22 protein-coding genes and 3 pseudogenes are annotated in these 26,793 nt (G+C 41.8%); 5 read left to right on the top strand and 20 right to left on the bottom strand.

Annotated elements, in window-relative coordinates:
* Positions 1 to 959: 959 nt before the first annotated feature.
* Complete coding sequence (locus tag LC065_RS13005) at positions 960 to 1,634, bottom strand: RibD family protein (protein WP_226590373.1); 675 nt, start codon at positions 1,632 to 1,634, stop codon at positions 960 to 962.
* A 340-nt stretch (positions 1,635 to 1,974) separates the two neighbouring features.
* Here LC065_RS13005 and LC065_RS13000 point away from each other — a divergent pair, with 340 nt between their 5' ends.
* The gene (locus LC065_RS13000; RefSeq protein ID WP_226590376.1) at positions 1,975 to 3,108 is read left to right on the top strand and encodes a S8 family peptidase; all 1,134 of its coding nucleotides are present in this window, start codon (positions 1,975 to 1,977) and stop codon (positions 3,106 to 3,108) included.
* Positions 3,109 to 3,264: 156 nt separating this feature from the next.
* On the opposite strand, the pseudogene LC065_RS12995 reads toward LC065_RS13000, so the two are convergent.
* From LC065_RS12995 to LC065_RS12955, 9 genes and pseudogenes are all read right to left on the bottom strand, one after another.
* Positions 3,265 to 3,743, bottom strand: a pseudogene (locus tag LC065_RS12995) (DUF4269 domain-containing protein).
* 1,610 nt (positions 3,744 to 5,353) lie between these two features.
* Positions 5,354 to 7,762 carry an FTR1 family protein gene (locus LC065_RS12990; RefSeq protein WP_226590383.1) on the bottom strand — a complete coding sequence of 803 codons (2,409 nt, stop codon included), beginning with the start codon at positions 7,760 to 7,762 and terminating at the stop codon, positions 5,354 to 5,356.
* Between the two features lie 307 nt (positions 7,763 to 8,069).
* Complete coding sequence (locus tag LC065_RS12985; RefSeq protein ID WP_226590385.1) at positions 8,070 to 9,350, bottom strand: hypothetical protein; 1,281 nt, start codon at positions 9,348 to 9,350, stop codon at positions 8,070 to 8,072.
* 46 nt (positions 9,351 to 9,396) lie between these two features.
* On the bottom strand, positions 9,397 to 9,942 hold the full coding sequence (locus LC065_RS12980) for a sigma-70 family RNA polymerase sigma factor (RefSeq protein WP_226590387.1): 546 nt from the start codon (positions 9,940 to 9,942) through the stop codon (positions 9,397 to 9,399).
* A gap of 274 nt (positions 9,943 to 10,216) precedes the next feature.
* Positions 10,217 to 10,978: a phosphotransferase family protein gene (locus LC065_RS12975; protein ID WP_226590389.1), complete on the bottom strand. Its 762-nt coding sequence runs from the start codon at positions 10,976 to 10,978 to the stop codon at positions 10,217 to 10,219.
* A 113-nt stretch (positions 10,979 to 11,091) separates the two neighbouring features.
* Positions 11,092 to 11,520, bottom strand: coding sequence for an ester cyclase (locus tag LC065_RS12970; RefSeq protein ID WP_226590391.1), 429 nt, complete (start codon positions 11,518 to 11,520; stop codon positions 11,092 to 11,094).
* A gap of 166 nt (positions 11,521 to 11,686) precedes the next feature.
* The gene (locus LC065_RS12965) at positions 11,687 to 12,166 is read right to left on the bottom strand and encodes a GyrI-like domain-containing protein (protein ID WP_226590393.1); all 480 of its coding nucleotides are present in this window, start codon (positions 12,164 to 12,166) and stop codon (positions 11,687 to 11,689) included.
* Between the two features lie 249 nt (positions 12,167 to 12,415).
* A complete protein-coding gene (locus tag LC065_RS12960; protein ID WP_226590395.1) occupies positions 12,416 to 12,973 on the bottom strand; it encodes a class I SAM-dependent methyltransferase in 558 nt (185 codons plus the stop codon).
* Between the two features lie 195 nt (positions 12,974 to 13,168).
* Entirely contained in the window at positions 13,169 to 13,327 is a 159-nt protein-coding gene (locus tag LC065_RS12955; protein WP_226590397.1) for a hypothetical protein, read from the bottom strand.
* 336 nt (positions 13,328 to 13,663) lie between these two features.
* Between LC065_RS12955 and LC065_RS12950 the strand changes: the two genes are divergently transcribed.
* Positions 13,664 to 13,819: a hypothetical protein gene (locus tag LC065_RS12950; protein ID WP_226590399.1), complete on the top strand. Its 156-nt coding sequence runs from the start codon at positions 13,664 to 13,666 to the stop codon at positions 13,817 to 13,819.
* A gap of 1,342 nt (positions 13,820 to 15,161) precedes the next feature.
* Here the strand turns inward: LC065_RS12950 and LC065_RS12945 are convergent.
* From LC065_RS12945 to LC065_RS12915, 7 genes and pseudogenes are all read right to left on the bottom strand, one after another.
* On the bottom strand, positions 15,162 to 15,605 hold the full coding sequence (locus LC065_RS12945; protein ID WP_226590402.1) for a GNAT family N-acetyltransferase: 444 nt from the start codon (positions 15,603 to 15,605) through the stop codon (positions 15,162 to 15,164).
* Positions 15,606 to 15,742: 137 nt separating this feature from the next.
* Entirely contained in the window at positions 15,743 to 16,195 is a 453-nt protein-coding gene (locus LC065_RS12940; RefSeq protein WP_226590405.1) for a hypothetical protein, read from the bottom strand.
* Between the two features lie 271 nt (positions 16,196 to 16,466).
* Complete coding sequence (locus LC065_RS12935) at positions 16,467 to 16,769, bottom strand: hypothetical protein (protein WP_226590407.1); 303 nt, start codon at positions 16,767 to 16,769, stop codon at positions 16,467 to 16,469.
* Between the two features lie 301 nt (positions 16,770 to 17,070).
* Positions 17,071 to 18,217 (bottom strand): annotated as a pseudogene (locus tag LC065_RS12930) (saccharopine dehydrogenase C-terminal domain-containing protein).
* A 27-nt stretch (positions 18,218 to 18,244) separates the two neighbouring features.
* Positions 18,245 to 19,742 (bottom strand): annotated as a pseudogene (locus LC065_RS12925) (aldehyde dehydrogenase family protein).
* A complete protein-coding gene (locus LC065_RS12920) occupies positions 19,739 to 21,385 on the bottom strand; it encodes a thiamine pyrophosphate-dependent enzyme (protein WP_306163462.1) in 1,647 nt (548 codons plus the stop codon). The pseudogene LC065_RS12925 and the gene LC065_RS12920 overlap by 4 nt, the downstream one beginning before the upstream one ends.
* Before the next feature lie 5 nt (positions 21,386 to 21,390).
* A complete protein-coding gene (locus LC065_RS12915; RefSeq protein WP_306163461.1) occupies positions 21,391 to 22,560 on the bottom strand; it encodes an aminotransferase class I/II-fold pyridoxal phosphate-dependent enzyme in 1,170 nt (389 codons plus the stop codon).
* A gap of 235 nt (positions 22,561 to 22,795) precedes the next feature.
* On the opposite strand from LC065_RS12915, the gene LC065_RS12910 reads away from it, so the two are divergent.
* On the top strand, positions 22,796 to 23,983 hold the full coding sequence (locus LC065_RS12910; protein ID WP_306163460.1) for a CaiB/BaiF CoA transferase family protein: 1,188 nt from the start codon (positions 22,796 to 22,798) through the stop codon (positions 23,981 to 23,983).
* A gap of 12 nt (positions 23,984 to 23,995) precedes the next feature.
* The gene (locus tag LC065_RS12905) at positions 23,996 to 25,183 is read left to right on the top strand and encodes an acyl-CoA dehydrogenase family protein (RefSeq protein ID WP_306163459.1); all 1,188 of its coding nucleotides are present in this window, start codon (positions 23,996 to 23,998) and stop codon (positions 25,181 to 25,183) included.
* A gap of 151 nt (positions 25,184 to 25,334) precedes the next feature.
* Here LC065_RS12905 and LC065_RS12900 read toward each other — a convergent pair whose 3' ends face one another.
* The 3 genes from LC065_RS12900 to LC065_RS12890 form a co-directional block, all read right to left on the bottom strand.
* Positions 25,335 to 25,577, bottom strand: a complete 243-nt coding sequence (locus LC065_RS12900; RefSeq protein WP_226590423.1) for a hypothetical protein — start codon at positions 25,575 to 25,577, stop codon at positions 25,335 to 25,337.
* A 141-nt stretch (positions 25,578 to 25,718) separates the two neighbouring features.
* Complete coding sequence (locus LC065_RS12895; protein ID WP_306163458.1) at positions 25,719 to 26,009, bottom strand: hypothetical protein; 291 nt, start codon at positions 26,007 to 26,009, stop codon at positions 25,719 to 25,721.
* Between the two features lie 330 nt (positions 26,010 to 26,339).
* Entirely contained in the window at positions 26,340 to 26,543 is a 204-nt protein-coding gene (locus LC065_RS12890) for a hypothetical protein (RefSeq protein WP_306163457.1), read from the bottom strand.
* A gap of 45 nt (positions 26,544 to 26,588) precedes the next feature.
* On the opposite strand from LC065_RS12890, the gene LC065_RS12885 reads away from it, so the two are divergent.
* The gene (locus LC065_RS12885) at positions 26,589 to 26,792 is read left to right on the top strand and encodes a hypothetical protein (protein WP_226590429.1); all 204 of its coding nucleotides are present in this window, start codon (positions 26,589 to 26,591) and stop codon (positions 26,790 to 26,792) included.
* Position 26,793: the final 1 nt, after the last annotated feature.

Genomic DNA, 26,793 nt, shown 5'->3' with positions numbered 1-26,793 from the left:
ATATCTTTTTTTAAAAATCACTTTTGTAGGATTTGTTTTCTATATATAGGAGTAGGTAATAATTATCACGTTGCTAGATTAAACCCCCATTCCAATCCAAGTGGTATGGAAACCCATGTTTTTTGCTACGGTTATTTTGTCGTTCGTTTATTGTGGATTAGTAAAGCTATGAGTAAAGTCACTGAAACTGTCAGTACGTAAATAACTCCTGCTGAAAATGAGTTTATATTAAGTGTTTTTTGAATAATTGTAGCGATTTGATTATCGAATGTAATCGCTAGAATAAATATGATTAAAAAAATTATCGTCTTCATACATAACTTCATCTCCCACTGCCTTACATTCCACTATATCCTTCATAAGAATTCTCCATAAACTGTCCTATAGAACTCTATTACCAAAGGATTAATTTCCCAAACTATCCCAGTATAAAGAAAGGACGATTCCTCTAAATGAAGAATCGCCCGTTTGTGTAAGACTCATATTGAGATAATCTGGATCCCCTCTTAATTAAAATGGACTGATTTTGTCTTTGTATTTAATTATACTTTCTTCCTATAGCTAAAGGATTCATGGGATAGGTATGACCTATAACAAATTCACCTGAAACAGTCAGGTAATAAGTCATCGATCAATTCCCACACTCTAATTCAAATGAAATAATTCCTCAATGAATTCATCACTTCCTGGAGTAAACATAAATATTGAAAACGAAATACTTATCAGCCCTATAATTACCAAGGTGATTTTTTTATTCCCACGCAGCCCTTTAACAACTAAAAATATTCCTATAAATAATATTAAAAAATACCAAAAACCCATAACTTCACCCCTTTATAGAAAAACGTTCCGTGCAATCTTCTACCAAATGGCTAAACGATAACCACTGTGCAGCTATTTCCTTTGAGTTCTAGATATCTCCTAGATCATTATTTACTTTTATGCTCTAATATAAATTTTTAACTCACTACTTTATAGTGAAGCCAAACGGATCCATTACCGACAGTTTTCATATTTTTTAATTCTATCCTAGCCGCATCCTTTAATTCTTTTAAATCTTCTGAGTCAAAAATCGAAGGTGTAGTCGTTCCACCAATCGCTAAAGGGGCAATCACTAAACTTATTTCATCAATCAGACCTTGCCTTAAGAATGCTCCATTTATTACTCCACCACCGCTAAGCCCCAATCTTCTATATCCTAATTCGTGTAATTTATGTAGAGCTAGAGGTAAGTCTATGTGTGCACCGGTACCTGCCAAAATATAGGGAATACCCTTTTCTTCTAATTGTTGTGTGTAATTTTTCGAAACATCTTCCCTGGTAACTACTAATAATCCCTCTGTTTGAGACCAATCAATGCGCCCCCGTCCATCGAATACAATATAAGCTTTAGATTTTTTTGGTTCGTAAATGGGCTTCTCCAACTCTACACCATTCGCGCCCCATACGATTAGACTCTCGCTACCTGAAACTAAACCATCACAATCTAACTCATCGTATAGTTGATGTGTTACTTCGTGGGCTTCTCCATCAATACCCGCTGCTGTCCATTCCGCTACGTCCCTTTTCGGAGCCGTTGTAATTTTTCCATCTATAGAAGAAAAGACATTTAAGATAACTTTAGGCTTCTTCACTACCATTCACTCCTTATACTGTTGTACTTCTAATGGTAATGTATTCCAAAAGATAATGTCAGTGTTTTTTGAAATTTCTTTTCGTTTATTAGATTCGCTAGTTAAATCTACATACTTTTTCCCATAAAACGCCAAACTCGCATGTCTTATCATCTATTAATGACGCTTCATAAACAATTCCTTGATTCAACTTGCCCAAGCTGCACCTCCAGAACCCCTTTAAGCGCCTGTTTTTGCATACGTATTTCCCAAACACCAGTCACACCACATGTGTTATCGTAATATTAACACTATTCAGAATTTAAAATTAATTCTGGGTAGAAAACAAAGGAGGAATACGATGCGTAAACACATGTGGAAAGTAGCCGGGATTATGTTAGTGTTTGCTTTAGTCTTTTCATTCAATAACATAGCCCAAGCTGCCGTTGAAAAAGCGGATGAGCAAAAGGCACAGGTCGAAGAATACTTAATTGGTTTTAAATCAAAAGTGAACCAAAATGCCGTCAAAGGCGTGGGTGGGAAAGTACTTCATGAATATAAATATATGAATGTCGTACATGCCAAGCTGCCGGAACAAGCAGTAAAAGCCTTATCCAACAACCCTAATGTCGCCTATGTTGAGAAAGATCATACCGCACAGGCAACGAGCCAAACGACGCCCTATGGAATCTCACACATTAATGCAGATGATGTCCAAGCTCAAGGAACGACTGGAAATGGTGTAAAGGTAGCCATCCTGGACTCTGGTATTGATGGAGCACATGAAGACTTGAACGTAACTGGCGGAGAGAGTTTTGTCAGCGGTGAACCTAACGCCTTAGTGGATGGAAATGGTCATGGTACCCACGTAGCTGGAACGGTTGCAGGTGTGGATAATACACTAGGTGTGCTTGGTGTAGCACCATCTACTGAGCTCTATGCCGTTAAAGTATTAAGCAGTGAAGGCAGCGGTTCTTACAGTGGAATTGCTCAAGGAATTGAGTGGGCCATTAGCAATGACATGGACATCATTAACATGAGTCTTGGAGGAAGCCGTGGTTCGGCCACTCTAGAACAAGCAGTAAACAATGCTGATGATCAAGGCTTATTGGTCGTAGTTGCCGCTGGTAATGAAGGGTCTAGAGGGAAGAAAAACACCATCGGTTATCCTGCAAAATATGCAGCAGCCATGGCTGTCGGTGCTGTAGACGGTGCCAATAATAGAGCCTCATTTTCCAGTGTTGGAGAAGAACTTGAAGTGATGGCTCCTGGTGTTGATATTTTAAGTTCTGTCCCAGGTAATGATTATGATCGCTATAATGGTACTTCCATGGCAAGCCCGCATGTCGCAGGGGCAGCTGCTTTACTATTAGCAGATGATCCAACTATGACGAATGATCAGATCCGTCAGACATTGATTGACACAGCTGTTCCTCTTGGTGATTCCTTCTATTATGGAAACGGAGTAATCGACGTACAGGCTGCTGTTCAATAATATGAAAAAGAAGCTTGGTTAAAAGTCCTGTTTCACATTTCTAACTAAAAGTGAAAAAGCGTATGAAACCAGATTGTTAAATCTTGATTTCATACGCTTTTCTATTGTACTAATACCATTTGAAGTGAATGGAAAACTCTCCAGTATAAAAAAACTTCAGCCATCCAGATTAATCAATCCTTCTTTAATTCCATGTTGAACCAAACCCTCATATGGATCCCCAGCAATACCCAATAGCTCACAGAATGCGGGTTCAGTCTTATACCCCTGTCTTTTAAGTTCAATCACTTTATCTTTAAGGGACGGATGATCTTTCAAAAGTTTATATTCAATAATCATATGTAAATACGCGTTCTGACAATAAATAGGTTGGTCTTGACCAAACAACTCTAATTCAAAGCTATTAGACATGAAGTTCGCCTTAATAACTTCTCGACTTCTTATACATGTTCTTTTCAAGGTAAATCCTAGCTTGCTTCCATAAAGATCGACTAGCTTTTTTTCAAAGGTCTTAAAGTCTTTTACATCCATAACAATGTCCAGATCTGAATGATCTACGTCAATACCAATGGAATAGTCCCACAAAGCACAGGATTGTACATACTCAATTCTTCAAATATACACAGTTCTTTAATGGTTCTATATGCATTTCTTTGCTTCCGATTACCTCATTTCAACTCCTCGAAAAGATCAAACAACTGAATCCCCCTCTAACCATGCTCGTTTCATCCATGAAAAAAGCATCCAATTAAATAAACATCCAATAGTCACTCTTTGCTATTAGTATAAATGGCATAAAACTTTTCAATAGAAATTGTGGTGGCCGCAATTAATATTAATCCTAATAACATTCCATTGATCACGATGTCATAAGTCCTTTGCATATGAAAAATCAGACCACTACCTACAATGATAAACCCTAGGACTCTCAACACTTGTAAAACGTAAAAAGTCATAAATTTCCTCCCTATAAGAAATATATTATTCGCTTGGGGTACAATAATTAGTTTCGTTTTATTGAAGATAAGCCCCTGATAGTTGAATACTAGACTTCAAGATCCCAACCTTATAAGAGACCTTACACTCCCATGATTAATGATAAATAATTAATAAAAGCAAACCATCCAAAGGAAGCGATACTTAATGTAAGCACCGTAAGTGAAAGATAAGGGTGATAGCCTGAATGTTGTTTAGCTCGTATCAGGAAAAATATTGACCCCAAAATGCTTACTACAAATATCAATCCCAAGACAACATTCATTACACTGGACAACCTGATTCCGAAACCAGCAAGTACGTTGATCAAGTAAAAAACAGGTTAACAATTACTGATATAGCTAATAATCTTTTCTTCATAGTGCCTCCTTAATTAATGGTCGCGTGTTTATTGATTCAGTAACCCTATACATAATTCCAATTATTTCAAATCAAATCCAGGAACTCAAACCTTTTTCACTAAAAAGAGACTTATCTTTACTGCAGATAAGCCCCCCGATTATGTAAGAATCGAATGAAAGAGGACATACACGATATAACCCGGTATCCACCCCAACAGAAATCCCAGGTATTAAAAACAGTACTACTAATGTCATTTCGTGCAGTAAAAGTTTATTTGGAAAATTTTCCTATATACATTATATTAAACATAGGATTTTATTTAGGAGGGATTTCATGAACGATCTGGATGGAGCGCTTAATATCATTCTCTTTTTTTTTATTAGTCCTAGCAAACTTTTACGCCATTAAGTGGTATAGAACTGGACGTTTTCGTTTATGGGTTTCCGGTCTTCTACTGGCAATTGCGGGTGTTATACTTGGCCTTTTAACGGGTATCATTATGATGCAGTCAAGTGGTGGTTGGGGTATGGTGTATGGAATAATGATAGGTCTTGTCATCGTGGGCAATGGATTACTTCTTGTCCTCGCAGCGCTTGCTGTAACCATTGGAAATCGATTTACTAAGAAGAATACTCAAGCATAAGAAACCTTTAAAACCGACCGTCTCTTAACGAGAAAGTCGTTTTTTTTTGGCTCTGCTAAAGTTTAGTGTTAATACTTTCCATAAAAAGGACTTCCAATTTTACAGAAGTCATTTTTGGAGGTTTTTGCTTATTACACAAACGCCCACGTTTGTTTATGACTCGAATATGTATAAAATATGAATGACTCTCATAGATTCAAATTCAAACAGAAAAGGTGCCCTAGCATATTCTGCGGGCACCCTCTGATCGTATAGTCTTTGTGATTATTGAGCCACTTTTTTTGCAGTCGTTCGCTCCGAAGCAGACTCATTATTTTTCTTTGTACGAACCGTCTGCAAGACAATCATAGCAAGCAGAACAGCTTGAGCAATCGTTGTTTCCCAAGTCGGATACATTCCTAAGAAGTTAGCCTCTGGGAAACCAGAAATAGTGTGCGCTGGAAGTTTGTCTACGACTTGTAAGGCATGCAAACTTTCACCTGTAAATTTGAACGCCAAGTAGTAGATGAGCACGGTAATGCCAAGAAACAGCGCGCGCACGGGTACTTTCACACTAAAGTACATAATGGCTACCCCTAAGACCACAAGGATAAGGATCGCGACTCCAAGGCCTGTGAAGAAGCTGACCATGGAAATATCAGAAATGATCCCCATATAGAAAATGATCGTCTCCGCCCCTTCACGAACGACAGTTATGAATGCTACACCAGCCAAAGACCATAAACTTCCTTTGGCAATCGCCGACCCTACAGATTCACGGATGAACGAATTCCAACTTTCAATATTGGATTTCTTATGCAGCCAAGCTCCTACCGTGAACATGAGGACAACGGCTATCAGTCCCGTAATACCTTCCATGAACTCCCGGTTCTCTGCAGATACCGTTGCGGAAACAATTGAAGTGAGTATAAATGCCAGACCGATACTAGCTACGACACCTGCTCCAGCGCCGCCCCAAATCCACTTTCTTTTGTTCTCATTTCCACTTGATTTCAAGAAGGCCAGCAGTGCAGACAGAACGAGAATGATTTCCAAACCTTCCCGCAGCAGAATGATTGCTGCATCCCACATCGTATAGCTCGACTCTTCAGCAACAGAAGTCAGTTGATTTTTCATATCGGCCACAACTTCCTGTGCTTGTTCTGTTTTCGGAGGGGTGGAGGATAGTAGACCAAGCGCTTCTGTCATCTGGTTTTCTATCGATTCATATACCGCTACAGATCTTGTATTCACTTCACCTTCGATACTCGGCCATACAGATATGAATTCTTCCATCTCTAAAGCAGCTGATCCCGCTTCACCAGAATCTATCGCTGTCTGAACTTCACCTAGGATAGAAACTAAAGTAGAGATTCCTTTTTGTTCTGGAACTCCAGCAGCTTCCGACTCTTCACCTTCTGCATACGCCCGAATGGACTCAATCAATTTCTCCAGATTTTTTTCTGCTTTTTCAGCATCGGATCCAGCATTCAGGGAAGCCTGTGCCAATCCCATATTTGTTTCGATCGCCTCATACGCTTCCGCGTCCGTTTCACGAACGGAATCCTCTACGCCTTCCCAGCCTTCATGGAATTCCTCATACTCTTGCTTCGCCACATTCCATTCGCCTGACTCGACGGACTCTTTCGCTTCTTCTAGCTCATGTGCGTATCCTAGAAGCGCTTTAGCTCCTGGGGCTTTTGTGGTAGAAGCTGGTTCCTCGTCCACTTTGGCATAGCCATCAATCGATTCGATCAGTTTCTCTAGGTTCTTTTCCGCTTTCTCAGTATCAGACCCAGCATCCAGGGAAGCCTGTGCCAAGCTCATATTTGTTTCGATCGCTTCATACGCTTCCGCGTCCGTTTCACGAACGGAATCCTCTACGCCTTCCCAGCCTTCATGGAATTCCTCATACTCTTGCTTCGCCAGTTTCCATTCGCCTGACTCGACGGACTCTTTCGCTTCTTCTAGCTCATGTGCGTATCCTAGAAGCGCTTTAGCTCCTGGGGCTTTTGTGGTAGAAGCTGGTTCCTCGTCCACTTTGGCATAGCCATCAATCGATTCGATCAGTTTCTCCAGGTTCTTTTCCGCTTTCTCAGGATCAGACCCAGCATCCAGGGAAGCCTGTGCCAAGCTCATATTCGTTTCGATCGCTTCATACGCTTCCGCGTCCGTTTCACGAACGGAATCCTCTACGCCTTCCCAGCCTTCATGGAATTCCTCATACTCTTGCTTCGCCAGTTTCCATTCGCCTGACTCGACGGACTCTTTCGCTTCTTCCAGCTCATGTGCGTATCCTAGAAGCGCTTTAGCTCCTGGGGCATTTCGGAAAGACTCACTTTCCTCTGTTCCATAAGACCTTAGCGTTCCTTCCAAAGCTTCTAATGCCTCGCTTAACTTTTCAGCATTCTCACTTTGCGCCAGAGCTTCCGCTTTGACCATTGCAGACTCAATTTTTTCATAATCTTCTGGAGAAGACTCTTCTATTTGCTCTTCAACCTCTTCCCACTTCTCATGAAATTCAGATAATTCTTGTTCTGCTTCGGTCGTTTGACCTGCCTTTGCATAAGTCATCGCTTCTTCTACCGGAACAAGCAAACCTTGAACTGGCTGACTGGTTGTTGCACCAGTCACGTTAGGTGTAAGTATAAATAGTAATAATACGAGGATGAAACTTGATAGACAGCGCTTCATATTCCCAACCCTTCCACTCTATAAAATTATTGATAACCGTTTTCATTGATAACGATTATCATTATAAGTGAAGGGTTAGGGCTTGTCAAAGTGAAATACAAAAAGAACTCCTTCCTTTTTAAATAGAATAAAACATCTCTCATGATTCAAAAAAAGATTCAAGATCTTTTCAAAAGGAAAGGTCCTAGTTCTTCAGTGTTTTATCCAGTTAACTATGCCAACCTAGTTTGAAGTTAGCCATTATCGCAGAATTTCAGATAAAAAAGAGCCAAGCTAAAACTTGGCTCTTTATCTTTCTTCGTTCGTACTACTTGATTATTTTTTCAGTACCATTAATAATTACTGACTCAATTTCTATAAGGTTCAAAGGTAGATCTGACTCAAACTTCATGATAACCTGTCCGTTTTTGTTAATGGCTTTACTTGAATGAAGCGCCACAATCTCATCATTTTTAAGCTTGATATCTACCTTTGGTTTGTTTCCTTCACTGAAGGCTCCTTCTCCCTGAAGTGTTACTCCTAATGGATGAATCGTTAATTGATTAGATGTCCACCCTCCCAGGCTCATTTCAAATTTCGTTTCTAACAATGATGATTCTTCTGATTGTAATTTGAATGTTGTACTCCAATCTCCTTCTTCATATAACCCTGATGTCACAAAATTACCGCTTAGTTCATAATTCAAATGGTCATCACTACCTATCTTAAAAATGTACTCCGTGTATTCTCTGCCATAAGTAGGTTTGCTCCCATCAAACCCAAAATGGACACTGGAGGACTTCATACTACTCCCCGTCTGATCTGTAAGTGTTAACTGACCGTGACTATCAACATATCCCTCGTTCCAACGAACTTGAACATGTAAACGATCTTCAATGACTCCAACATTCATTACTTCCATAAAATCATTGTTAAAAATCATGGTATTTGAGGGTTTGGGTTGGAGAACCTGTATCGTTTTTTGGCTCTTTAACGAGCGATACAACTCGCCTCCCCCGCCAGGTATATTGTTCATATCGAGTGATACTGTATCCTGTGCTTCTTCTTTTAAGAGAGAGGAAATGTATCGTTCTTCAAATGCATGTGTTTCTTTGTGACTTAAGAATGACTGAATTTGAAAATTAACCTTTTCTCCGTTGAGTTCCTCTCCACCATTCGCCTGAATTCTAAGTGTGGCTGTTTTCGTCTTTTCATCAAAAGCAACAACCTGGCTGTTGAACATTTGAGCACCACTCATTGAGAAGTTATAAAGGTCAAGGGTCGAGTCAATACGATCTCCAGACAAATCTTGTAGTGTTACATAGATGACTGCCATTTCATCATCGCTAATAGCAGCAACTGTCTCCATCTTGATGTCGTTATACACAGTCGTTTCTTCAATAGGTTTCAATAGCAAAGCTGTTTCAGGACTGACTAATGATACTAAATTGTTGATAAAAGGAGTATAAGCCGCGGCAACTCCAGCAGAAAAAAGGATCACTAAGGACACCAAAATGGAAGTTATCCATTTTTTTAACCTTCCTTTCTTTTTATACTGTTTCCCATCATGAATACTTTCGAAAAAGTTCGTCCTGTCCTCTTCCTTCAATAGAGGAAATTCACCTATGTATTGATCTAACTCTTTCTTGAAGCGATTATTCATTTATATCTCCCCCCAGTTTCTGTCGGAGTTTAGACTTTCCTCTAGAGATTCTTGTCTTAACTGTTGACTCTTTCATATTTAGAGCTTCACTAATTTGTTGAATACTAAATGATTGATAAAATCGTAATACTAAAATTTCTCGATATTTAATGGGGAGTGAAAGAACAACCTCCGCAAGACGAACGTTATTTTCCTTTAGAATTACCATTTCCTCTGCAGACTTCTCCTTTTCAGAAAATAGAGTGTCATTCAAGGCAAGTAAGCGATTTATGGGGGAACGCAAATAATCTTTACAAGTGTTAATAGCAATTCGATAAAGCCAAGATCTTAATTTTGCTTCCCTTTTAAAACTACTGATTTTTTTATAAACCTTTATCAAAAATTCCTGAAACATGTCATCTGTGCTAGCATAATCCTTCACATATGTAAAAATAAGACGCTTTATCTCTTCACCATACTCATCAATGATATAATTCATTACCTCTTCGATCGATTCATTGAGAATATCTTCATCCTTCTCTAACTTTTCTTTTTCCAATCTATATCACTACTTTCTTTATTTCTTTACCTTAAGACGAGCTCTCTTAAAGAAAGGTCCCATGTTTTTCGAAAAAAGGTTAAGTAAAAGGACTTTATCGTAATAAGTTCTATGATATATGGGGGAGATCTTTTTTTACAAAAGTTCTTCGATAAAAAAAGACGCATTAGGGAATGCGCCATTGTGAAGCAATATGAACATAACTTAATATAGTATTGAGCAATCGCCACCGTTTGTGGAACACTTGAATTCAAAATAACCTTCTTAAACACCCTTAATTTTCTTCAATATAATGATTGACGATTCTGAGAAGTCGATCAGAACTTTCCGTTGATACACATTCAGAAAGCCTGGCAGCAGCAATAATAGGGGTCCATTCTAAGATTTCAAATTTTGATAGGCCGCTCTTCTTACAATATAGATGCAAATACGTGTCCGCCATCTCCTGTGAGAACTGAGAATATAAAAGATAAGTCCTACATACATCAGCCCGGATATTTCCAACACTTGCATCCACCCAATCTATAGTTGCAGCTCTATTGTCAGATATGATCACATTATATATGTGATAGTCTCCATGACAAAGCCTTCTCTCAATGGGCATGGAATCTAACTTATCTAATAACATTGATTTGAGGTTATTTTTTAAATTTGGAGCGAATTTTATTTGTCGATTTAATTTTGCAGACATAAGCTCAATAGAGTGGCCTTCACATTGATGAATTCTTTGTTGTATGTCTATAGTAAGACTCATATAATGTTCCTCTTGTTCTGGATTACGTGATATGATTTCTCCTATTGTTTTTCCAGGGATATACTCCATCAAGAGGGCCTGTTTACCATCTACTTTAATAACGTCCAACACTTTTGGAACGTGGATTCCACAAGAATAAGCATACTCTTGTTTATATGCTTCACTTATCGATTCCGTCTCAGGTAGGTTATCATTGAATACTTTTATGATCTTGTTCTCAAAAAGATAAATATTTGCTGTATTACCGACTGCAAATGGTTCCCCTATATCATCAAGGTTCATATGTCACCCCTACATTCGATTGTTATCCTATTAAGCTAATGACCCCGTTACCGGAAGACTTGAATTTGAGATACAAAGTCATTTCCTCTTTTCATGTCTATTTCGAATGGTCCCTAGAAAACTTTATGAGTATTTTTTTGCAAAGCACCTAAATCAAATAAGATAGCTGCATCACTGTTTTCGCACCATAGTTCATCAACCTTGTCACCTTTAAAATAAAAAATCATAATACCTGTTTCCTTAACCCGTTGATCTTCCGATGGTATATCAAACCATCCACCTTTATAAGTCATCCAGCCAGTATAACGAACCGCCACCTTTTGTTCCTGCTCTATTAGGTCGTTAATTTGCCATTCATCCTCTTGAAAAACCGATTGATACCATTCCATAAATTCCTTCATCTTTTCTTTTGTATGTTCACCTTGGTGGGAGTGGAAAACAAAGTCTTCAGTTGTAAGTTCATTCAAGATTTCTAAATTACCTTTAGTAAAATATTCTTTGAACCATTTTTCAGCGACTTGTCTTTTTTCAACACTTATCACAGCTTGTTTCCTCCCTGTACTATATTCAATTTCGTGCTTTAATTGTGCATAGTTATTTAAGAGAGACTCTTAACCCTTTTAAAGAATAGCCCCTATACTGGAATAGGATTGAATAATAATTCAATTTACTTCCTCACTACTCCACTTTTACAATTTTCGTTATCGACTAAATTACCGGATCACAAAGATCCACTTTATCTTCACTTTCCGTCCATTTTGAATAAATTTCTAATGACCACTTTCCTGGTACTCTCTCATATCCATTCTCACTAATCCATTTGTGCAAATGAGTATATACTTGGAAAATTTCTGAAGCATGCCCTTTAAAGTTCAAAACAGCATACTTCTGTGCTGGCACAACTAAACGAACCATACCCTCAGGAATATTTTCAAATTCATGAACCTCGAAACAGACCCAGTATCCATCGTCTTCTTCTGATCTCTCTTGAGCTTTAAAAGCTCCAATAAGTTTAACTGGCTCAACAAGTTGTTTAATCTCAGATTTACGTCGTTCTAATAACAGGGAAGCCTCAGGGATCTGTTTACCATAACCCCTCATATCTTCGCAAACTACACGAAATCCAACTAACTTCTTCTTTGCAAATTCCTTTACTCCTTCTAAAGTTATAGAATTTATTTTTTCCATTATTCTTAATCTCCTTTGAGTAATATTTTTTCTTCTTTATAAGCACTTCTTCAAAAGGATATTTTTTCCCCTTTTATTTGTATAAGTAAAAAAGCAGAATAGAGTACTCAGCAAGCACGCATTCCACATTCCTTCCCTAAAATTATAAAAAAAAGGCGACTATTCTTATTGAATAATCGGCCCTTATCTTGAAGACTTGATTTCAAAATATTTTTCTAAAAACCTCCTTATGAGATGCTTTTCTACCGTTTAAGGCTTTACAGCGTCCACAATTACCGAAACAAACCCTAAATTTCCATTTCTATTGCGATGATCAAATCTCTTTGAGCGATATATATACCCTCGTTTCTCATCCCAATCATTATATATGAACTCGCCATCATCATTACAATACTCTAGGAGACGCACTTCAAAACCAGCCTCTTCAAACATGGCACTTAGCGTTTTGTAGTTATGTACAATTTTGTGACTAGCAGCAGGATGATCACTCGGTCCAGGGCCACCAACCTGAACCCCTTCTTGATATTCTTCATCTGGAAAGTAACCATCTGGAACAGCACAACGGATGTAGCCATTTGATTTTAAATAAGTAAGACAATTTACAGCAGCTTCTTTTCCTTCTTGGTAAGTTAAGTGCTCCCACACATGTTCAGCTAATAATGCATCTAAGGAATTCTCTTCAAACTTACGCTTCCAATCCTCTACATTTAATAGATCTAGTTCAGATTCTTGAGTTTCAATCCAGTTTGGATTATTTGAGTGTTCACCTGCTCCAATTACAACTCTAATGGAATCACTAATATTCATTTACGCCCACCTCTTCCCAAAATTTACGAATATATTAACTTCTATATATGAGGAGGAGAAAACTTTATATTAAAGACTTCTTTTACTTCCCTTTTAAAGCCATTGCGTCAACTGTTCATAGCACCTTCCCTTTGAACCAATTTATTTAATAGTTTTGTTTGCATGAAAAAGCACCCCGTTATGGGATGCCATAATTCAGTAAAGTTGTTTACTTAAGGCTTCAATCTGTTGACATGTTTGTTGCATCTTTTCATTGACCCACGCAGGATACGTTTCTTCATCCCCGCTCTTAATTTTTGAAAGGGTTTCCAAGTAAACAATAAGATAATCAAGCTTTGATGATGGGTGCTGCATTCCATCACCTCCCTCCTATCGAACTAATTCGACAGAAAGAACATATTCCCTTCATAATAAAATACGTAAGGGTGAATTCTCATATATGGATTCCTCTAAATCGTGTCAAACTTAGATTGATAAGTATGGAATGTTGGAAAAGAGTGCCTGAATGTGGAAGTTTTAAGTATTTCAAAGGAATAGCCACCTTCGGCATAATTCAGTAGATTCATCTAAGACTTGGTGAATTCCTCTTTGAATGTCATTTTAGATAGTTCTCTTGTAATTAAAACTCGGTTTATTATGTTCTCACTAAGGGAAAGCGCCTCCTATGTCCTAATTTCAGGAGAGCTAATGATGTCATATGACGAAAAGCTACTTTTTCAAAGAGAAATCGCCATACTTGAGAGATTATACAGCGATTCACCTATTTCTGAATGTCAAAAAACAATGGTAAATAACCAAATTGAGTTATATAAAAGAGCATTAGAAGAGATTAGTAAAACAACTTGATCTACGGAGCTGTTTTAAAGTGAGGTTAACCTCACTTTTTTTGTTGTACATATCGGTGTATAAACTTCCCCACTAATCAATTCTTACATCATAACTAAGGATCTTTTATTTTATCTTTGTAATGACCCAATTGAGGGATTTCCTGAATTATCAATTGTAGACATTTTGTTAGATTTTGTACGTAAAGTTTTCAATAAGGACCTGAAATTTTATGAAATTACAGGTGGAAGCTTCATCTGTAAAAGTTGGATTAGAGTTCAAATATAAGTTTTGGGAAGCTGGTAACATTGGAAATATCATTACTGATTAACCACTCCGATATACGTATAGTCCTAGTCACAATATTGGAGAGGGTGGTCCAGGGATCATGCTTGCATGTTATAGTTGGGCACAAAACGCCAACTTGTGGAATAATTTACCTAATGATGAACGAATTCGAGAGTCCTTACAGGGTCTTTTTAAAGGTGCTTCCTATAGTTGGAGTCAATACCAGTTCTCTGCGGGGTGTTTTACTCTGTTCGCACCAAACCAAGCATCTGATTTTGCTTATGAGGTCAATAATGGAAATGGTTGAACCATCTATTAATCATTCAGAAGAAAAAAATCCGTATCCGTTAAATAATAATTTTCTTTTCTTCTATTAATAAAATGGATGCAGTGTTATGGTTATATAGTGTCGAGGACTTAGTTGAGTGTCATCTGGAAAGTATTTTAACATGGTCCCCTTTGGTCAGGAGGCTAAATTTGAACGATTCTTCCTATGAGGAACTTAATAACGAAATGTTAATTAGTTTTTATCATTTTTTACTGACCAATATATATTCGGGGAATTTATCTAAAACCATGTTAAACGAAACTTCACTATTAGAAATAACTGCGAAAAGACGCGGTATTTATCTAACTTACTTCAAGAAGGTTGTCCATCCCAAAAATCCTTTTCAAGTTTTGATTGTTATTCGACATATCGATTAAAAATGATGACACTTCTCTTTTTTCTCCATGAAAGACAGTTAATTGTGTTTTTTGTTAAAGTAGAGAACGAGTAGATCACTGCTTGTGTGTTATCTTACTGCCCCCACGTTTCCCACACCTTCTTCGAAAAGTAATTTTGTTGATGATAAAAAATACCTAACGTGAATAAAATAGAGTGTTTAGAGATCAAAGTGGAAAGTTAGATTAAAGATATATGATGCTTACAATCATTCCATCGACTACACCGAGTTCTTAACGATTCACCATTTCGCACCTATGCTTTCACTTGCATGCAGTAAAGCCCCCATTACTTCAAGACTTGATTTCGAGATAATTAGAACATAAAAGAAAACAATGATACCAATATCCTTTAAAAAGCCTTTCTTAAGATAACTCTATTCTCATTAATTTCGTAATTCTTTCTTATGTAAAAACGTTCTGCAAGTCCACCATTTGAAGTAATCAAATAAATGCTAGAAACCTTATCTTTATTTAGCTGTTCTTCTAGAGATTCTAAGAGCAAAGACCCCAATCCTTTTCCTTGTATATCATTGTTAATACACAATTCAGCAATATAAAACACGATACCTTTGGGAGTTCGCTTCCTGTTTTCACCAATGAAACCTACTAATTCACTTCCCTGATATAACGTCAACCCTAAAAACTTAGGAGTGTTGTACAAATCAGTGAGTTTTTCCTTCGCTATATCGTACGACCATTCTTCATTCCAGGGTTCGGAGTTGAATATCTTAGTGTACAGATCAACACAACTTTCAATTTCTGTATTTTCAAAGGCTTTTATAACATTTTCCACGTTTGTTATCTCTCCCTCTCTTAGATATATTCAATTCTTCAAAGAAGCCCCTTTTCTTTAAGACTTGTTTTCGAGATACCCTGCATTAAAAGAGCATTACCCCTGCACTAGCTCGTTTTATAATGGGAAATAGATCTCTACTCTAAAATTTTATACTTCTTAAGTATTTTGATATAGAAGGCAACTCCCATAAACCCAAATAAATAGATGAAAAGTGTCCAGAAAATGTTCCAGCCATGAAAATAGACAATTTTACCCGTCCAAACCCCCACAAGTTCCATAAAAGCGGTAATGATCGTGAATAAAATAATAAGCAGAGGTGTTTTGACTATTTCCTTTGCTTTTATGTAACCAAACAAAACGGACAATAGGGGCAAGTAACCGATTTTGAAAGGAAACGCTGGCAAAGAACGGTTCTGCTCATAAGTCGGAGTAACTTCCCAAAAAAGTCCGAAACCCCAATCACTGCCCATAAATGCAGTAGCTACCCCTAGTGGATACATCAATATGATTACTACTGGATTTTTTTTGAATAAATAACCGATTGTTACCCAGGGAATAACTAGACCGATCACTATATTGATCCACATATATGTGATCTCCTTTTACTTTTTTATTTAACATTCCCGGACAAGAGTTATTTATTAAATAAGCTATATCTCGAAACTGAGTCTTCAACTAACCTGCTCGTGTGCGGAAGACTCAGTTTCGAGATAAATGAAATAACCAGTAATGTTCTCCTCTTTTTGGAAGGGAGCATTACTGGTTTGGTTTTTCTCAAAATAACTGAAATATCTTTGTTTAGTTTTACGGTTTAACTGTTTACAAAAGTAGTGCTTGACCATGGTATGAAAAACTTAGCTATTGAATCCTTTCAGAACGGAATTGCTTCGCATGCTCCTTGGCAAAACTGATGATCTTATTGTAGGTTTTCTGGTCGAAATCTTTTTTGGATGGAATGTGTAATGTCGCATTGTCTTCATCAATGATTTTTATTCTTTCGCCGCCCCTGACATAAAGCGTGACGTACAAGAATGGTTCTCTCATCCCTAGTTCTACCCGCAATTCTTTTGGAAAGTCTGCCGTTATGATGACACGATCCTCTACTTGCTTCAAACTCAACTGACTATGAAACTTCAGGTTCTCAATCCCATTTATATGCACTATACGCACTCCCCGTTTTTCATTATACATACCTAATCATACGTTCTTTTAAACTCATTATCTGTCGTTTGTTGCTTTATTCACAAAGCTTTAACAAACCGTCCAGCTTACCCCTAGGATAACCGTTTTCATTCTTTAATTCCTAAACTCCATGTAAAAATTTCAATGGACATGTGAAAGTATGAGCATCAAACGTGGTACTTCGCGCTTGTTTATGTGTACCAGGTAATAATCAACCAGGAAACTGTACATGAAACCACAAAAACGAATAAGACCGGACAAAGTCCGGTCTTTATAAAATCTACGCCTGTTCTCTGATCACAACCCCGCGTCTCATCATTTCATCAATATACACATCGCCTGGCACGATCGTTTCCGGTGGGCATACCCCCCGTTTCGTAATCGTCCCTCCCCCCGATCAATTGAGCGACGACAGAGATGGTGTTCGCTGTTGCGCGGGCCATCGCGGTGACATTCGTCGCCCTGTCTTTATAGGTGACCATTTCATACTCACAAGTTTTCCGTACCCCGTCTTTCTCTCCACCGACGATGACCCGGAGCAGGACGGCATCGTCTTTATCCTTCAGCTCAAGAAGGGGATCGATGCTCTTCAGCAGCACTTCCCTCGTCTTGATTTCCATTCCTCGAATATTGACGACTTGATCGGCTCCGGTCAGGTTGAGATCGACGAGCAGCTTCATTTTCTCTGCATGGCCGGGATAGCGGATCGTTTTGTATTCGAGGCTGTCGATGTGCGGATACGATTTTAAAAGCGTCGACGTCCCGCCAGAAGTATGGAAAGCTTCGAGTGGACCGAAGCGTTCAAAATAGATGTTCTCGATTTCCGTCAACGACTCGACTTCCCGCAGTTTTCCATCTCTGATGATCATTGAAGGATCGGAGTAATGATCCAGCAACCCTTCCATGGAAAACACGTGGTTGTACTCAAGCGGTGGGTCAGGCCTTACTGGAATACCTCCAACGAACAGGCGGATCGATTCTAGTTTATCGAGCTTCCCTGCGCCGTATCCTGATAGGATGTTGATCATACCAGGAGCGACACCGAGATCCGGAATCACCGTCACTCCGGCTTCTTTCGCCTGTTCATCAAGCTCCAGCACTTTATCGGTAATGTGACCGATGTGGCCCCCCAGGTCGACCGAGTGGACCCCTACTTCAATCGCTGTTTTCGCGACGATTTCATTGAAGGAGTAGAAAAGGGCATTGATGACGACATCATAGTTTCTGATGAACTCAGCAAGTTCGGTCTGGTTACCGGCATCCACTTTGAATCCTTGTATTTTCGAAGAGTTCAACGAATCAGAAACCCGTTGTGCACGGTCGAGATCGATGTCGGCGAGTCCGACTTTCTCTACTCCCGAACTGTGGACAAGATCGCGCGCCGCTTCTTTTCCCATCAATCCAGACCCTAGAACAGCTACTTTCATAGTCCGCACTCCTTTTTCTCTATAAAATTACTCGACATCGATTTGGGCACGCTGCAATTTCCCGCTGAAATCGACGTACACCGCTTTCCATTCGGTGAACACATCGAGGGCAGCCACTCCAGAATCTCTGTGGCCATTTCCGGTTCCCTTCGTCCCGCCGAACGGCAGGTGGATTTCAGCCCCTGTCGTCCCTGCATTCACATAAACGATGCCTGTATCTAAATCCCGCTGAGCGGCGAATACTTGGTTCACATTTTGTGTGAAAATCGAACTCGACAAGCCGAATTCCACACTGTTGTTGATTTCAACAGCTTCCTCAAAACTTTTCACCGGTATCAGTGAAACGACCGGCCCGAAAATCTCTTCCTGGGCGATGCGCATGTCTGGTTTCACGTCCGTAAATAACGTCGGAGCGAAATAGTTTCCTTTTTTTGTGATTGCCGTTTTCCATGATATAGCCGCCGGTCAGAAGTTTCGCTCCCTCTTCCTTCCCGACGCTGATATAGCTTTTCACTTTTTCAAGACCTGCACGATTGATGATCGGTCCGACTTTGATCGATTCATCGAGACCATTTCCGATCGAAAGTTTGGCGATCTCCTTTTGCAGGCGTTCTTCCAGTTCATCTTTGACCTTTTCGTGGACCATGACACGGCTGCAGGCCGTACAGCGCTGACCGCTTGTCCCGTATGCACTCCATAGAATCCCTTCGACGGCAAGGGACAAGTCGGCATCATCCATCACGATTACGCCGTTCTTCCCTCCCATTTCAAGAGAAACTTTTTTGAGACGCTGGCCGCATTTCGCTGCAATGCCGCGACCGACTTCATTCGATCCTGTAAACGAAATGACCCGGATGTCGTCCTGCTCGATCATCGCTTCGCCTACCGTGGATCCCGAGCCGAACACGACATTGATGACCCCTTTCGGCAAGCCGGCTTCTTCAAAAATTTTCGCCAGTTCATAGGCCATGATCGGTGTTTCTGTCGCAGGCTTCCAAACGACCGCGTTTCCGGCAACGATCGCCGGGAAGGACTTCCATGTCGCAATCGCGATCGGAAAGTTCCATGGCGTGATGATGCCCACGACGCCGACAGGGGCCCGGACGCTCATCGCGAATTTATCCTTCAACTCTGAAGGTGTCGTCTGCCCGAACAATCGGCGTCCTTCCCCGGCCATGTAGAAAGCCATGTCAATGCCTTCCTGGACTTCTCCCCGCGCTTCTTCGATGACTTTTCCGTTCTCCATCGTCAATAGCTGGGAGAGCCGCTCTTTTCGTTCTTTCATAATTAAACCGACGCGGTACAACACTTCTGCTCTTTGCGGTGCCGGCACGAGTGCCCAGCTTTTCTGTGCTTTTTTCGCAGCGCTTGTCGCCTTTTCCACATCAAAAGCTGTTGATAGCGGGACGTTCACCAGCGTTTCGGATGTCGCCGGATTGATGACGGCTGTCGCCTTGCCGGAAGACGGCTCCACCCATTTTCCATCTATGAAATTCTTTAACTGCTCCTCATGAATCAATGTCACTTTGATTCTCCCCCTTTTTTTCTTAATTGGCTGATCGTTCTTGATAAGGATATTTGTTCAGGATCGGTTTCAACTTCAATGACCACAGGCTTGTCCAAGACCAGCGCCTGATCCAGGGCTTGTCTGAACTCTTCTGCTGTTTTCACAAGAAAACCGGCAGCGCCTACATTTTCCGCCACTTTTGAAAAAGCGACATCCCCTAAATCCGTACCGATGACTTCGCCTGGAAAATGGATTTCCTGATGCATGCGGATGGTTCCGTACATCCGGTTATTGAATACGATGCTGATGATTGGAATGTCATAGCGGACCGCCGTCTCAAGCTCCTGAATCGTCATCATGAATCCACCATCGCCCGAAAGAGAAACGACCTTCTTCTCAGGTTTCGCAAGTTTCGCTCCTAGGGCTGCCGGCATACCGTACCCCATCGCCCCTGAAGTAGGCCCTATATATTGGTGTTTCTTAAATTGAAAATACGTGTGCAGCCAGCCGGCGAAGTTCCCCGCATCGTTCGTGAGGATGCTGTCTTCCGGCAGGTTTTCCTGAAGAAGCGAAATCACTTCCCCATTCAAGTTTTTGCGACCATCGGTAACGAGCGTCGCTTCATATGCTTTCCGCCGCGCGCTTGTCCACGAAATTAAATCCCTTCCGTAGGCCGCATCCGCTAGTGCTTCAAGCATTTCGTTGGCATCCGCTACAATGCCTACATCAGGAGGATAGACTTTGCCAAGGACACGGTCATCGATATCACAGTGGATCAAGGTCTGCCCTTTTAAAAGCGAATAGTCCTGTGTCGTCACTTCAGAAAGTCTTGTCCCGACAGCGAGTACTGTATCCGCCTGAGCGATCGTCTCTAGAATGTTCGGATGCGTGCCGAGCCCCAGATGTCCGCAATAGTGGATGTCGTCGTTCGGAAAAACATCATGCCGTCGGAATGCACTCACAATCGGAGCTCCCCATTTATAAGCGAGCCGTTTCAAAGCCATTTCTGCACCCGCAAGCTTCACTCCCCCACCCGCTAAAATCAACGGACGTTCCGCTAAACGGAGCCGGTCGACCACCTCGATGACCTCATGATCCGAGGGCTTTGGTGCTGGCTTTTTTACAACAGGGCCGAATGACATGAATGCATCTTTTTTCAAAACATCTTCAGGCAAAGAAAGGACGACAGGTCCAGGCCTTCCCGACATGGCGATCCTGAGCGCCCGTTGGATGAGTTCCGGCGTCCGGGGCGGTTCGCGGATTTCAGCCACCCATTTAGCGATGGGTCTGAAAAAAGCTTCAAGATCGACTTCCCGGAAGCCTTCACGTCCACTGAAGTTCGTGTGCACCTGCCCGAGGAGGACGACCATTGGTGTGGAGTCCTGATAAGCGGTATGAACACCAATGGCAAGGTTACTCGCACCGACGCCCCTTGTCGCCATTACAACGCCTGGGGTCCCACTCGCCTTTGCGTACCCTTCCGCCATAAATGCGGCCCCACCTTCGTGTCTGGCCGAGATGAGCTCCATGCCCGGCTCTTTCAAAATGGCATCCATCACGGGAAGATAGCTTTCCCCTGGAACGCAAAAAACTTTGGAAATGCCTTGTCTCTTTAGACAGGAGACGATGGCTTCCGCGCTCGTCATCTGGCGTTCGTCCATAGACTTCAGCCTCCTTTCATCGCTTTTTTCATGCGTATTGAAGCTTCATGCAGCCGCTCAATCGGAACAGACAGGCTCATCCGGAAATAGCCCTCCCCCTTTTGACCGAACGCTGTTCCCGGCGTAAGGATGATGCCCGCTTCATCGAGCATCTTTTCAGAGAATCCCTGCGACGTATATCCATCAGGCACACGCGCCCATAGAAAGAAGGTGCCCTTCGGTTTTTCAGCAGAGATATTCATTCCGTTGAAGGCACTCATCATAAGATCGAGCCGCTGCTCGTACGTCCGGTTGTTCGCTCTTACTGATGAAAAATCACTACGAAGTGCCGTAGCGCCCGCCAACTGGACCGGTAAAAACTGACTCGTATCCATATTGCTCTTGTACACACTGAGAGAGCGGATCAGTTCTTTATTGCCGACGATGTATCCAAGGCGCCAGCCGGACATGTTGAACGTTTTTGAAAGTGAACCGAATTCGACTCCTATTTCTTTTGCCCCCGGTACCTGCAGTAGACTGGGAGCCTTGTAATCTCCGAATGTGACAAGATCGTAAGCGGCATCATGGATGAGTGAAAGTTGGTGTTCTTTCGCAAAACGGACCGCTTCCTCAAATGTGTCCACATCGACCGTCCCGCCGGTCGGATTGTTCGGATAGTTGAGCAGCATCATTTTCGACCTTGAAACATCCCGCGGAGAGATTTGATCGAACATCGGGGCATAACTGTTTTCTTCATCCAACGGAAAGCGGACCGTGACTCCATGGGCGAGATGGATCGCGGATTGATAGACAGGATAGCCCGGGTCCGGCGCAAGAACTCCGTCCCTAGGGTCGAGGACGGCGCTGATCAAATGAGCGATGCCCTCTTTCGATCCGATCAGTGTCAGCACTTCCGTCTCTGGATCCAAATCCACGTCATAATGCGATCTATAGAAATCCGCAACGGCTTCCCTGAACTCCCGGCAGCCGCCGTACGGGGAATATTTGTGATTCTTCGGTTTACGTACCTCTTCTGTCAAACGGTCGATGATGAAAGGTGGTGTCGGCAGATCCGGCGCCCCGATGCCCAGGTCGATGACATCAACACCTTGAGCGGTCAACGCGACTTTCTTTTTATGAAAAATGGAAAATAGATAAGGTGGCAGGCTTCGCACCTGCTTCGAGCTTTGGATCATAGAAAGACCCCCTTCAAACATTCTGGTTGTCCCATCGCTCTATCCTATTAATCCATCCCTCATTCTATGAAACAAAGTTTCCAGGTCATCTTTTCCAAATCGCTGCATATAGTGTGATATAGCCCGTCAAGGACAACTCCCCTATCTGAATTGATCCGTGTTTCCCAAGCCAGTTGGATTCATACGTCGTATGGGTTCTTCTGGCTTTTTCTAATGTGAAAGGGTGTGATGAGTGGTGACCGCCGCATTGGAAGGCATCCGCGTCCTCGATTTGACCCGGGTTCTCGCCGGCCCTTATTGTTCGATGATCCTTGGAGATCTCGGAGCTGCGATCATTAAAGTCGAAGCTCCCGGAGGTAGTGACGAAACCCGTACGTGGGGACCTCCCTTCAAAGAAGGGGTGAGTGCCTATTATCTTTGTGCCAACCGGAATAAAAAGAGTTTGACGCTCGATCTGAAGTCTACTGAAGGAAAAGAAGTGTTGGAAAAACTCGTCAGAGAAAGTGATGTTATCATCAACAACTTCAAGACGGGAACGATGGACCGGCTTGGGATCGGGTATGACCATTTAAAAGAGCTCAACCCCCGCATCGTTTTTTGCTCGATTACGGGTTTTGGAGAGACAGGCCCATACAAGCACCTTCCCGGCTATGATTTCATCATCCAGGCGATGAGCGGCCTGATGAGCATCACGGGGGATGATCAGTCGGGTCCGCAGAAACTCGGTGTGGCCATTACGGACATCCTTACCGGCTTGTATGCCTGCATCGGTATCCAAACGGCGCTGTTAGAACGTGAACGATCCGGAGCAGGTCAGAAAATCGATTTATCCTTATACGATTCTGCCGTCAGTTCCCTCATCAACATCGGGAGCAATTTTTTAATGACCGGAAAAGTCCCGGAGCGGCTCGGAAATCATCACGCCAATATCGTGCCATACCAGACGTTTCGATCCCGTGATGGGGATATGGTCATCGCTGTCGGGAATGACCGTCAATTCGCTCAATTATGCGCGATTGTCGGACAACCTTCGCTTGCTGCGGAAGCTCGTTTTTCTACGAATGCAGGCAGGGTGGAAAACAGAGAGGAACTTTCGATGATCTTACAGGAACAGTTTTTGAACGAGGATACGGCTTACTGGAAAAGCCGATGCCATGAAAAACACATCCCTTTCGGCCCGATTCAATCGCTCGAAGAGGTTTCTAAAGATGAACAGCTGAAAGCCCGAGACATGTTCCTTACCTGCGAGCATCCAAAAGCCGGTGATGTGCAGATGATCGGAAGTCCACTGAAACTATCCCGAACGCCGGTGGAATACAAGCAGCATCCCCCGGAGGCGGGTGAACATACAGAAGAAATTCTTACAAGACTCGGATATGACAAAAAAACGATCCATAAATGGAAAAAGGATCACAAGGTGTAAGGAGTGAACGAAATGAACTTCGATTTCAGTGATGAACAGGTGATGTTAAGGAAAGCGGTCCGGAGTTTCGTCGACCATGAAATCATGCCCTACATCGGAAAATGGGATGCGAACGGACACTTTGATCAGGAAACGTTGAAAAAACTGGCGGAGCTCGGACTGATGGGTGTCTGCATTCCTGAAACCTATGGTGGAAGCGGGATGGATTACAATTCCCTCGCCATTGTCTGTGAAGAACTTGAGCGTGGAGACACGGCCTTCCGTACAGCTGTCAGCGTCCACACCGGCCTAAACAGCATGACCCTTCTGCAGTGGGCGACAGAGTCCCAGAAGCAGAAGTACTTAGTTCCGCAGGCGAAAGGTGAAAAGATCGGAGCTTTCGGTTTGACGGAACCGGCGGCAGGCTCTGATGTCGCCGCATTGCAGACGACCGCGACTCTCGACGGAGACCATTATGTACTGAACGGGCAGAAAACATGGATTTCCCTCTGTGATGTGGCCGATCAGTTTTTAGTGTTTGCTTATACGGATAAAAGCAAGAAACACCACGGCATCTCCTGTTTTATTGTAGAAAGAACCTATGAAGGCTTCTCCTCCAAAGCAACCAAAGGAAAGCTGGGCATACGCGCGGGGAATACGGGAGAATTGTTTTTTGACCAAATGAAGGTACCGAAGGAAAACCTGCTCGGCAATGAAGGGGATGGCTTCAAGATCGCCATGTCCGCCCTAGATAGCGGAAGGTTCACGGTTGCGGCAGGCGCGTGCGGACAGATCATGGCGTGTCTGGAAGCGAGCGTGGACTACTGTCATGAAAGAGAAACTTTTGGAAAAGAGATCGGAAAGCACCAGCTCGTCCAGCAGATGATCGCAAAAATGGAAGCGGGTCTGCACATGAGCCGCCTCCTCGTCTACCGGGCAGGTGCATTGAAAAACAAAGGGGTGAGAAACACTAGGGAGACTTCGCTCGCGAAATGGCAGGCGTGTGATTTTGCCAACCAGGCGGCGGACGATGCCGTGCAGATTCACGGAGCGTATGGTTACTCCAATGAATACCCTGTGGAGAGGTATTTACGGAATTCCAAAGCGCCTGTGATTTATGAGGGGACGAGGGAAATCCACACCATTATGCAGGCGGAATATGTACTCGGTTACCGTAAGGACAAACCGCTCAGTCAAATGCTTCCGGCGTGGGAAGGATAAATCGAAGAGATTTTTTTTAAATAAACGAACGTGCGTGAATGATTCACGCACGTTTTTTCATCCCCTTTTTATTCCTACGGTTTCGAAAACTGGGACACAGCTTTTCCATAATAAAAAGCCAGCTTTGTTTGCTGACTTGTTGAAGATCTATTTATTTGCGTTTGGTGATTACAAATCCTAATATCATGCAACAGGCAATCGCTATTATAGGACCAGTTGTTAAAACCGGGTTCCCTCCCCAACCAATTCCTGGTCCATCCGCTCCTGAAATGGAGGATGAGACATGGGCAGCTGACATTTTTATTGCTGTGATCAGCTCACCAATAGAGTAAACAATGACTCCGGTTAATAAAGACAACCCAATTAATAACATCCCTAAAGCACGATGATTCATATACCTTCCCCCTTGATTTACGTAAGGTGTGCGCACTCTAGCACACTAACATAAAACAAGCTCTCAAAAAAAATCCAGGGGAGTATGTTATCACTAAACCTTTACTTTCTAAAGCTCAAAAATCTCCATCATCCTTTAACTTTAGGACAAAGGAGAAGAACCTTTATCATTTTTCTTATAAAGCAACCCTATTTTATCGAGAGCCGCCTCCATCTCATCTGCTAATGGAACATGTTGTCCGATGACAAATTTCCATTCCTGCGCTATTAGGAACGCTTCCCTCTCTCTCAACTCTCGGAATTCTATGAAGTCTTCCATGGACCTTTTCACAGGTTCCGTCGTACTCCTAGCTAATTGATTTCGATAATGTCTGATAAAATCTTTCTCCGTACACCCATTGACCTTTTTGAAATGTTTCTTTAAGTTCCTCATCACATAATCACTTTTCTTACTTTCGTTTACTCTATGGCCAACATGGTGAATATGCTTTAAATCGTGGCAGGACCTGCACAAACACTGGATTTCCTTTAGTATCAAGAGAAACTTGTCTTCATCATATTCCCACACTTCATGTGCATGAAGTTTCTTTTCATCATTAAAGCTACATATTTGGCATTGATCATCGTTTTCCTTAAGGACATGATTGCGCACAGAATTCCATAAGGACTGGGGGATTGAACCTCTTACCGTTCGGTTCTGTGCGTATGAAGGCTTTCGGATTTCTATCGTTAACCTAAATTCAGACATAGCAAACTCCCTCTCTTACTGGATCATGTAAGCAACCTTCATTGAACTAGAACCATTCCTTTCCATTCCAATATAACACTCTGAATCGGGTCCACCAAGTAGATTGGAAAGGGTAGGAATCAAATACAAACAGACTTTATCTAAGCACAAGTAAAGCAGCTCTATGCCAATGGCACGGAGCTGCTTTTTGATCGGAAAACCGTATCGTAAAAATAGCATGTTATGTATCCTTCTGCATAAACGTTTAAGAAGGAGGCGATGCGTGTGGGAGATTTAATTCCTTTTCCTAAAAAAGAACCTGCAGAAGTCATCGTTCTGACACCGGAAGAAAGACAGGAATTCGCTCACCTGACCTATGAACTGATGAAAGAAGACAGACTCATCCCTTTTTTAAGAATCAAGCGCCGCCTGAAAAAATTGATCAAAAAAGGCCTTGAACGTGCAAAACAAAAAGATTTCATGAAGTGAG

Origin of the sequence: Halobacillus litoralis (genome assembly GCF_020524085.2) — a bacterium.
GTDB classification, from domain to species: domain Bacteria; phylum Bacillota; class Bacilli; order Bacillales; family Halobacillaceae; genus Halobacillus; species Halobacillus litoralis_E.
The sequence above is the reverse complement of the archived record's forward strand: the minus strand, read 5'-3'. Positions and strand labels throughout refer to the sequence as shown.

What these genes read in the sequence shown, in the direction of transcription:
- LC065_RS13000 (WP_226590376.1), top strand. Translation starts at nt 1,975, where the DNA reads ATGCGTAAACACATGTGGAAAGTAGCCGGGATTATGTTAGTGTTTGCT.
- LC065_RS12990 (WP_226590383.1), bottom strand. Translation starts at nt 7,762, where the DNA reads ATGAAGCGCTGTCTATCAAGTTTCATCCTCGTATTATTACTATTTATA.
- LC065_RS12975 (WP_226590389.1), bottom strand. Translation starts at nt 10,978, where the DNA reads ATGAACCTTGATGATATAGGGGAACCATTTGCAGTCGGTAATACAGCA.
- LC065_RS12965 (WP_226590393.1), bottom strand. Translation starts at nt 12,166, where the DNA reads ATGGAAAAAATAAATTCTATAACTTTAGAAGGAGTAAAGGAATTTGCA.
- LC065_RS12960 (WP_226590395.1), bottom strand. Translation starts at nt 12,973, where the DNA reads ATGAATATTAGTGATTCCATTAGAGTTGTAATTGGAGCAGGTGAACAC.
- LC065_RS12955 (WP_226590397.1), bottom strand. Translation starts at nt 13,327, where the DNA reads ATGCAGCACCCATCATCAAAGCTTGATTATCTTATTGTTTACTTGGAA.
- LC065_RS12950 (WP_226590399.1), top strand. Translation starts at nt 13,664, where the DNA reads ATGTCATATGACGAAAAGCTACTTTTTCAAAGAGAAATCGCCATACTT.
- LC065_RS12940 (WP_226590405.1), bottom strand. Translation starts at nt 16,195, where the DNA reads ATGTGGATCAATATAGTGATCGGTCTAGTTATTCCCTGGGTAACAATC.
- LC065_RS12920 (WP_306163462.1), bottom strand. Translation starts at nt 21,385, where the DNA reads ATGGACGAACGCCAGATGACGAGCGCGGAAGCCATCGTCTCCTGTCTA.
- LC065_RS12915 (WP_306163461.1), bottom strand. Translation starts at nt 22,560, where the DNA reads ATGATCCAAAGCTCGAAGCAGGTGCGAAGCCTGCCACCTTATCTATTT.
- LC065_RS12905 (WP_306163459.1), top strand. Translation starts at nt 23,996, where the DNA reads ATGAACTTCGATTTCAGTGATGAACAGGTGATGTTAAGGAAAGCGGTC.
- LC065_RS12900 (WP_226590423.1), bottom strand. Translation starts at nt 25,577, where the DNA reads ATGAATCATCGTGCTTTAGGGATGTTATTAATTGGGTTGTCTTTATTA.
- LC065_RS12895 (WP_306163458.1), bottom strand. Translation starts at nt 26,009, where the DNA reads ATGAGGAACTTAAAGAAACATTTCAAAAAGGTCAATGGGTGTACGGAG.
- LC065_RS12890 (WP_306163457.1), bottom strand. Translation starts at nt 26,543, where the DNA reads ATGCTATTTTTACGATACGGTTTTCCGATCAAAAAGCAGCTCCGTGCC.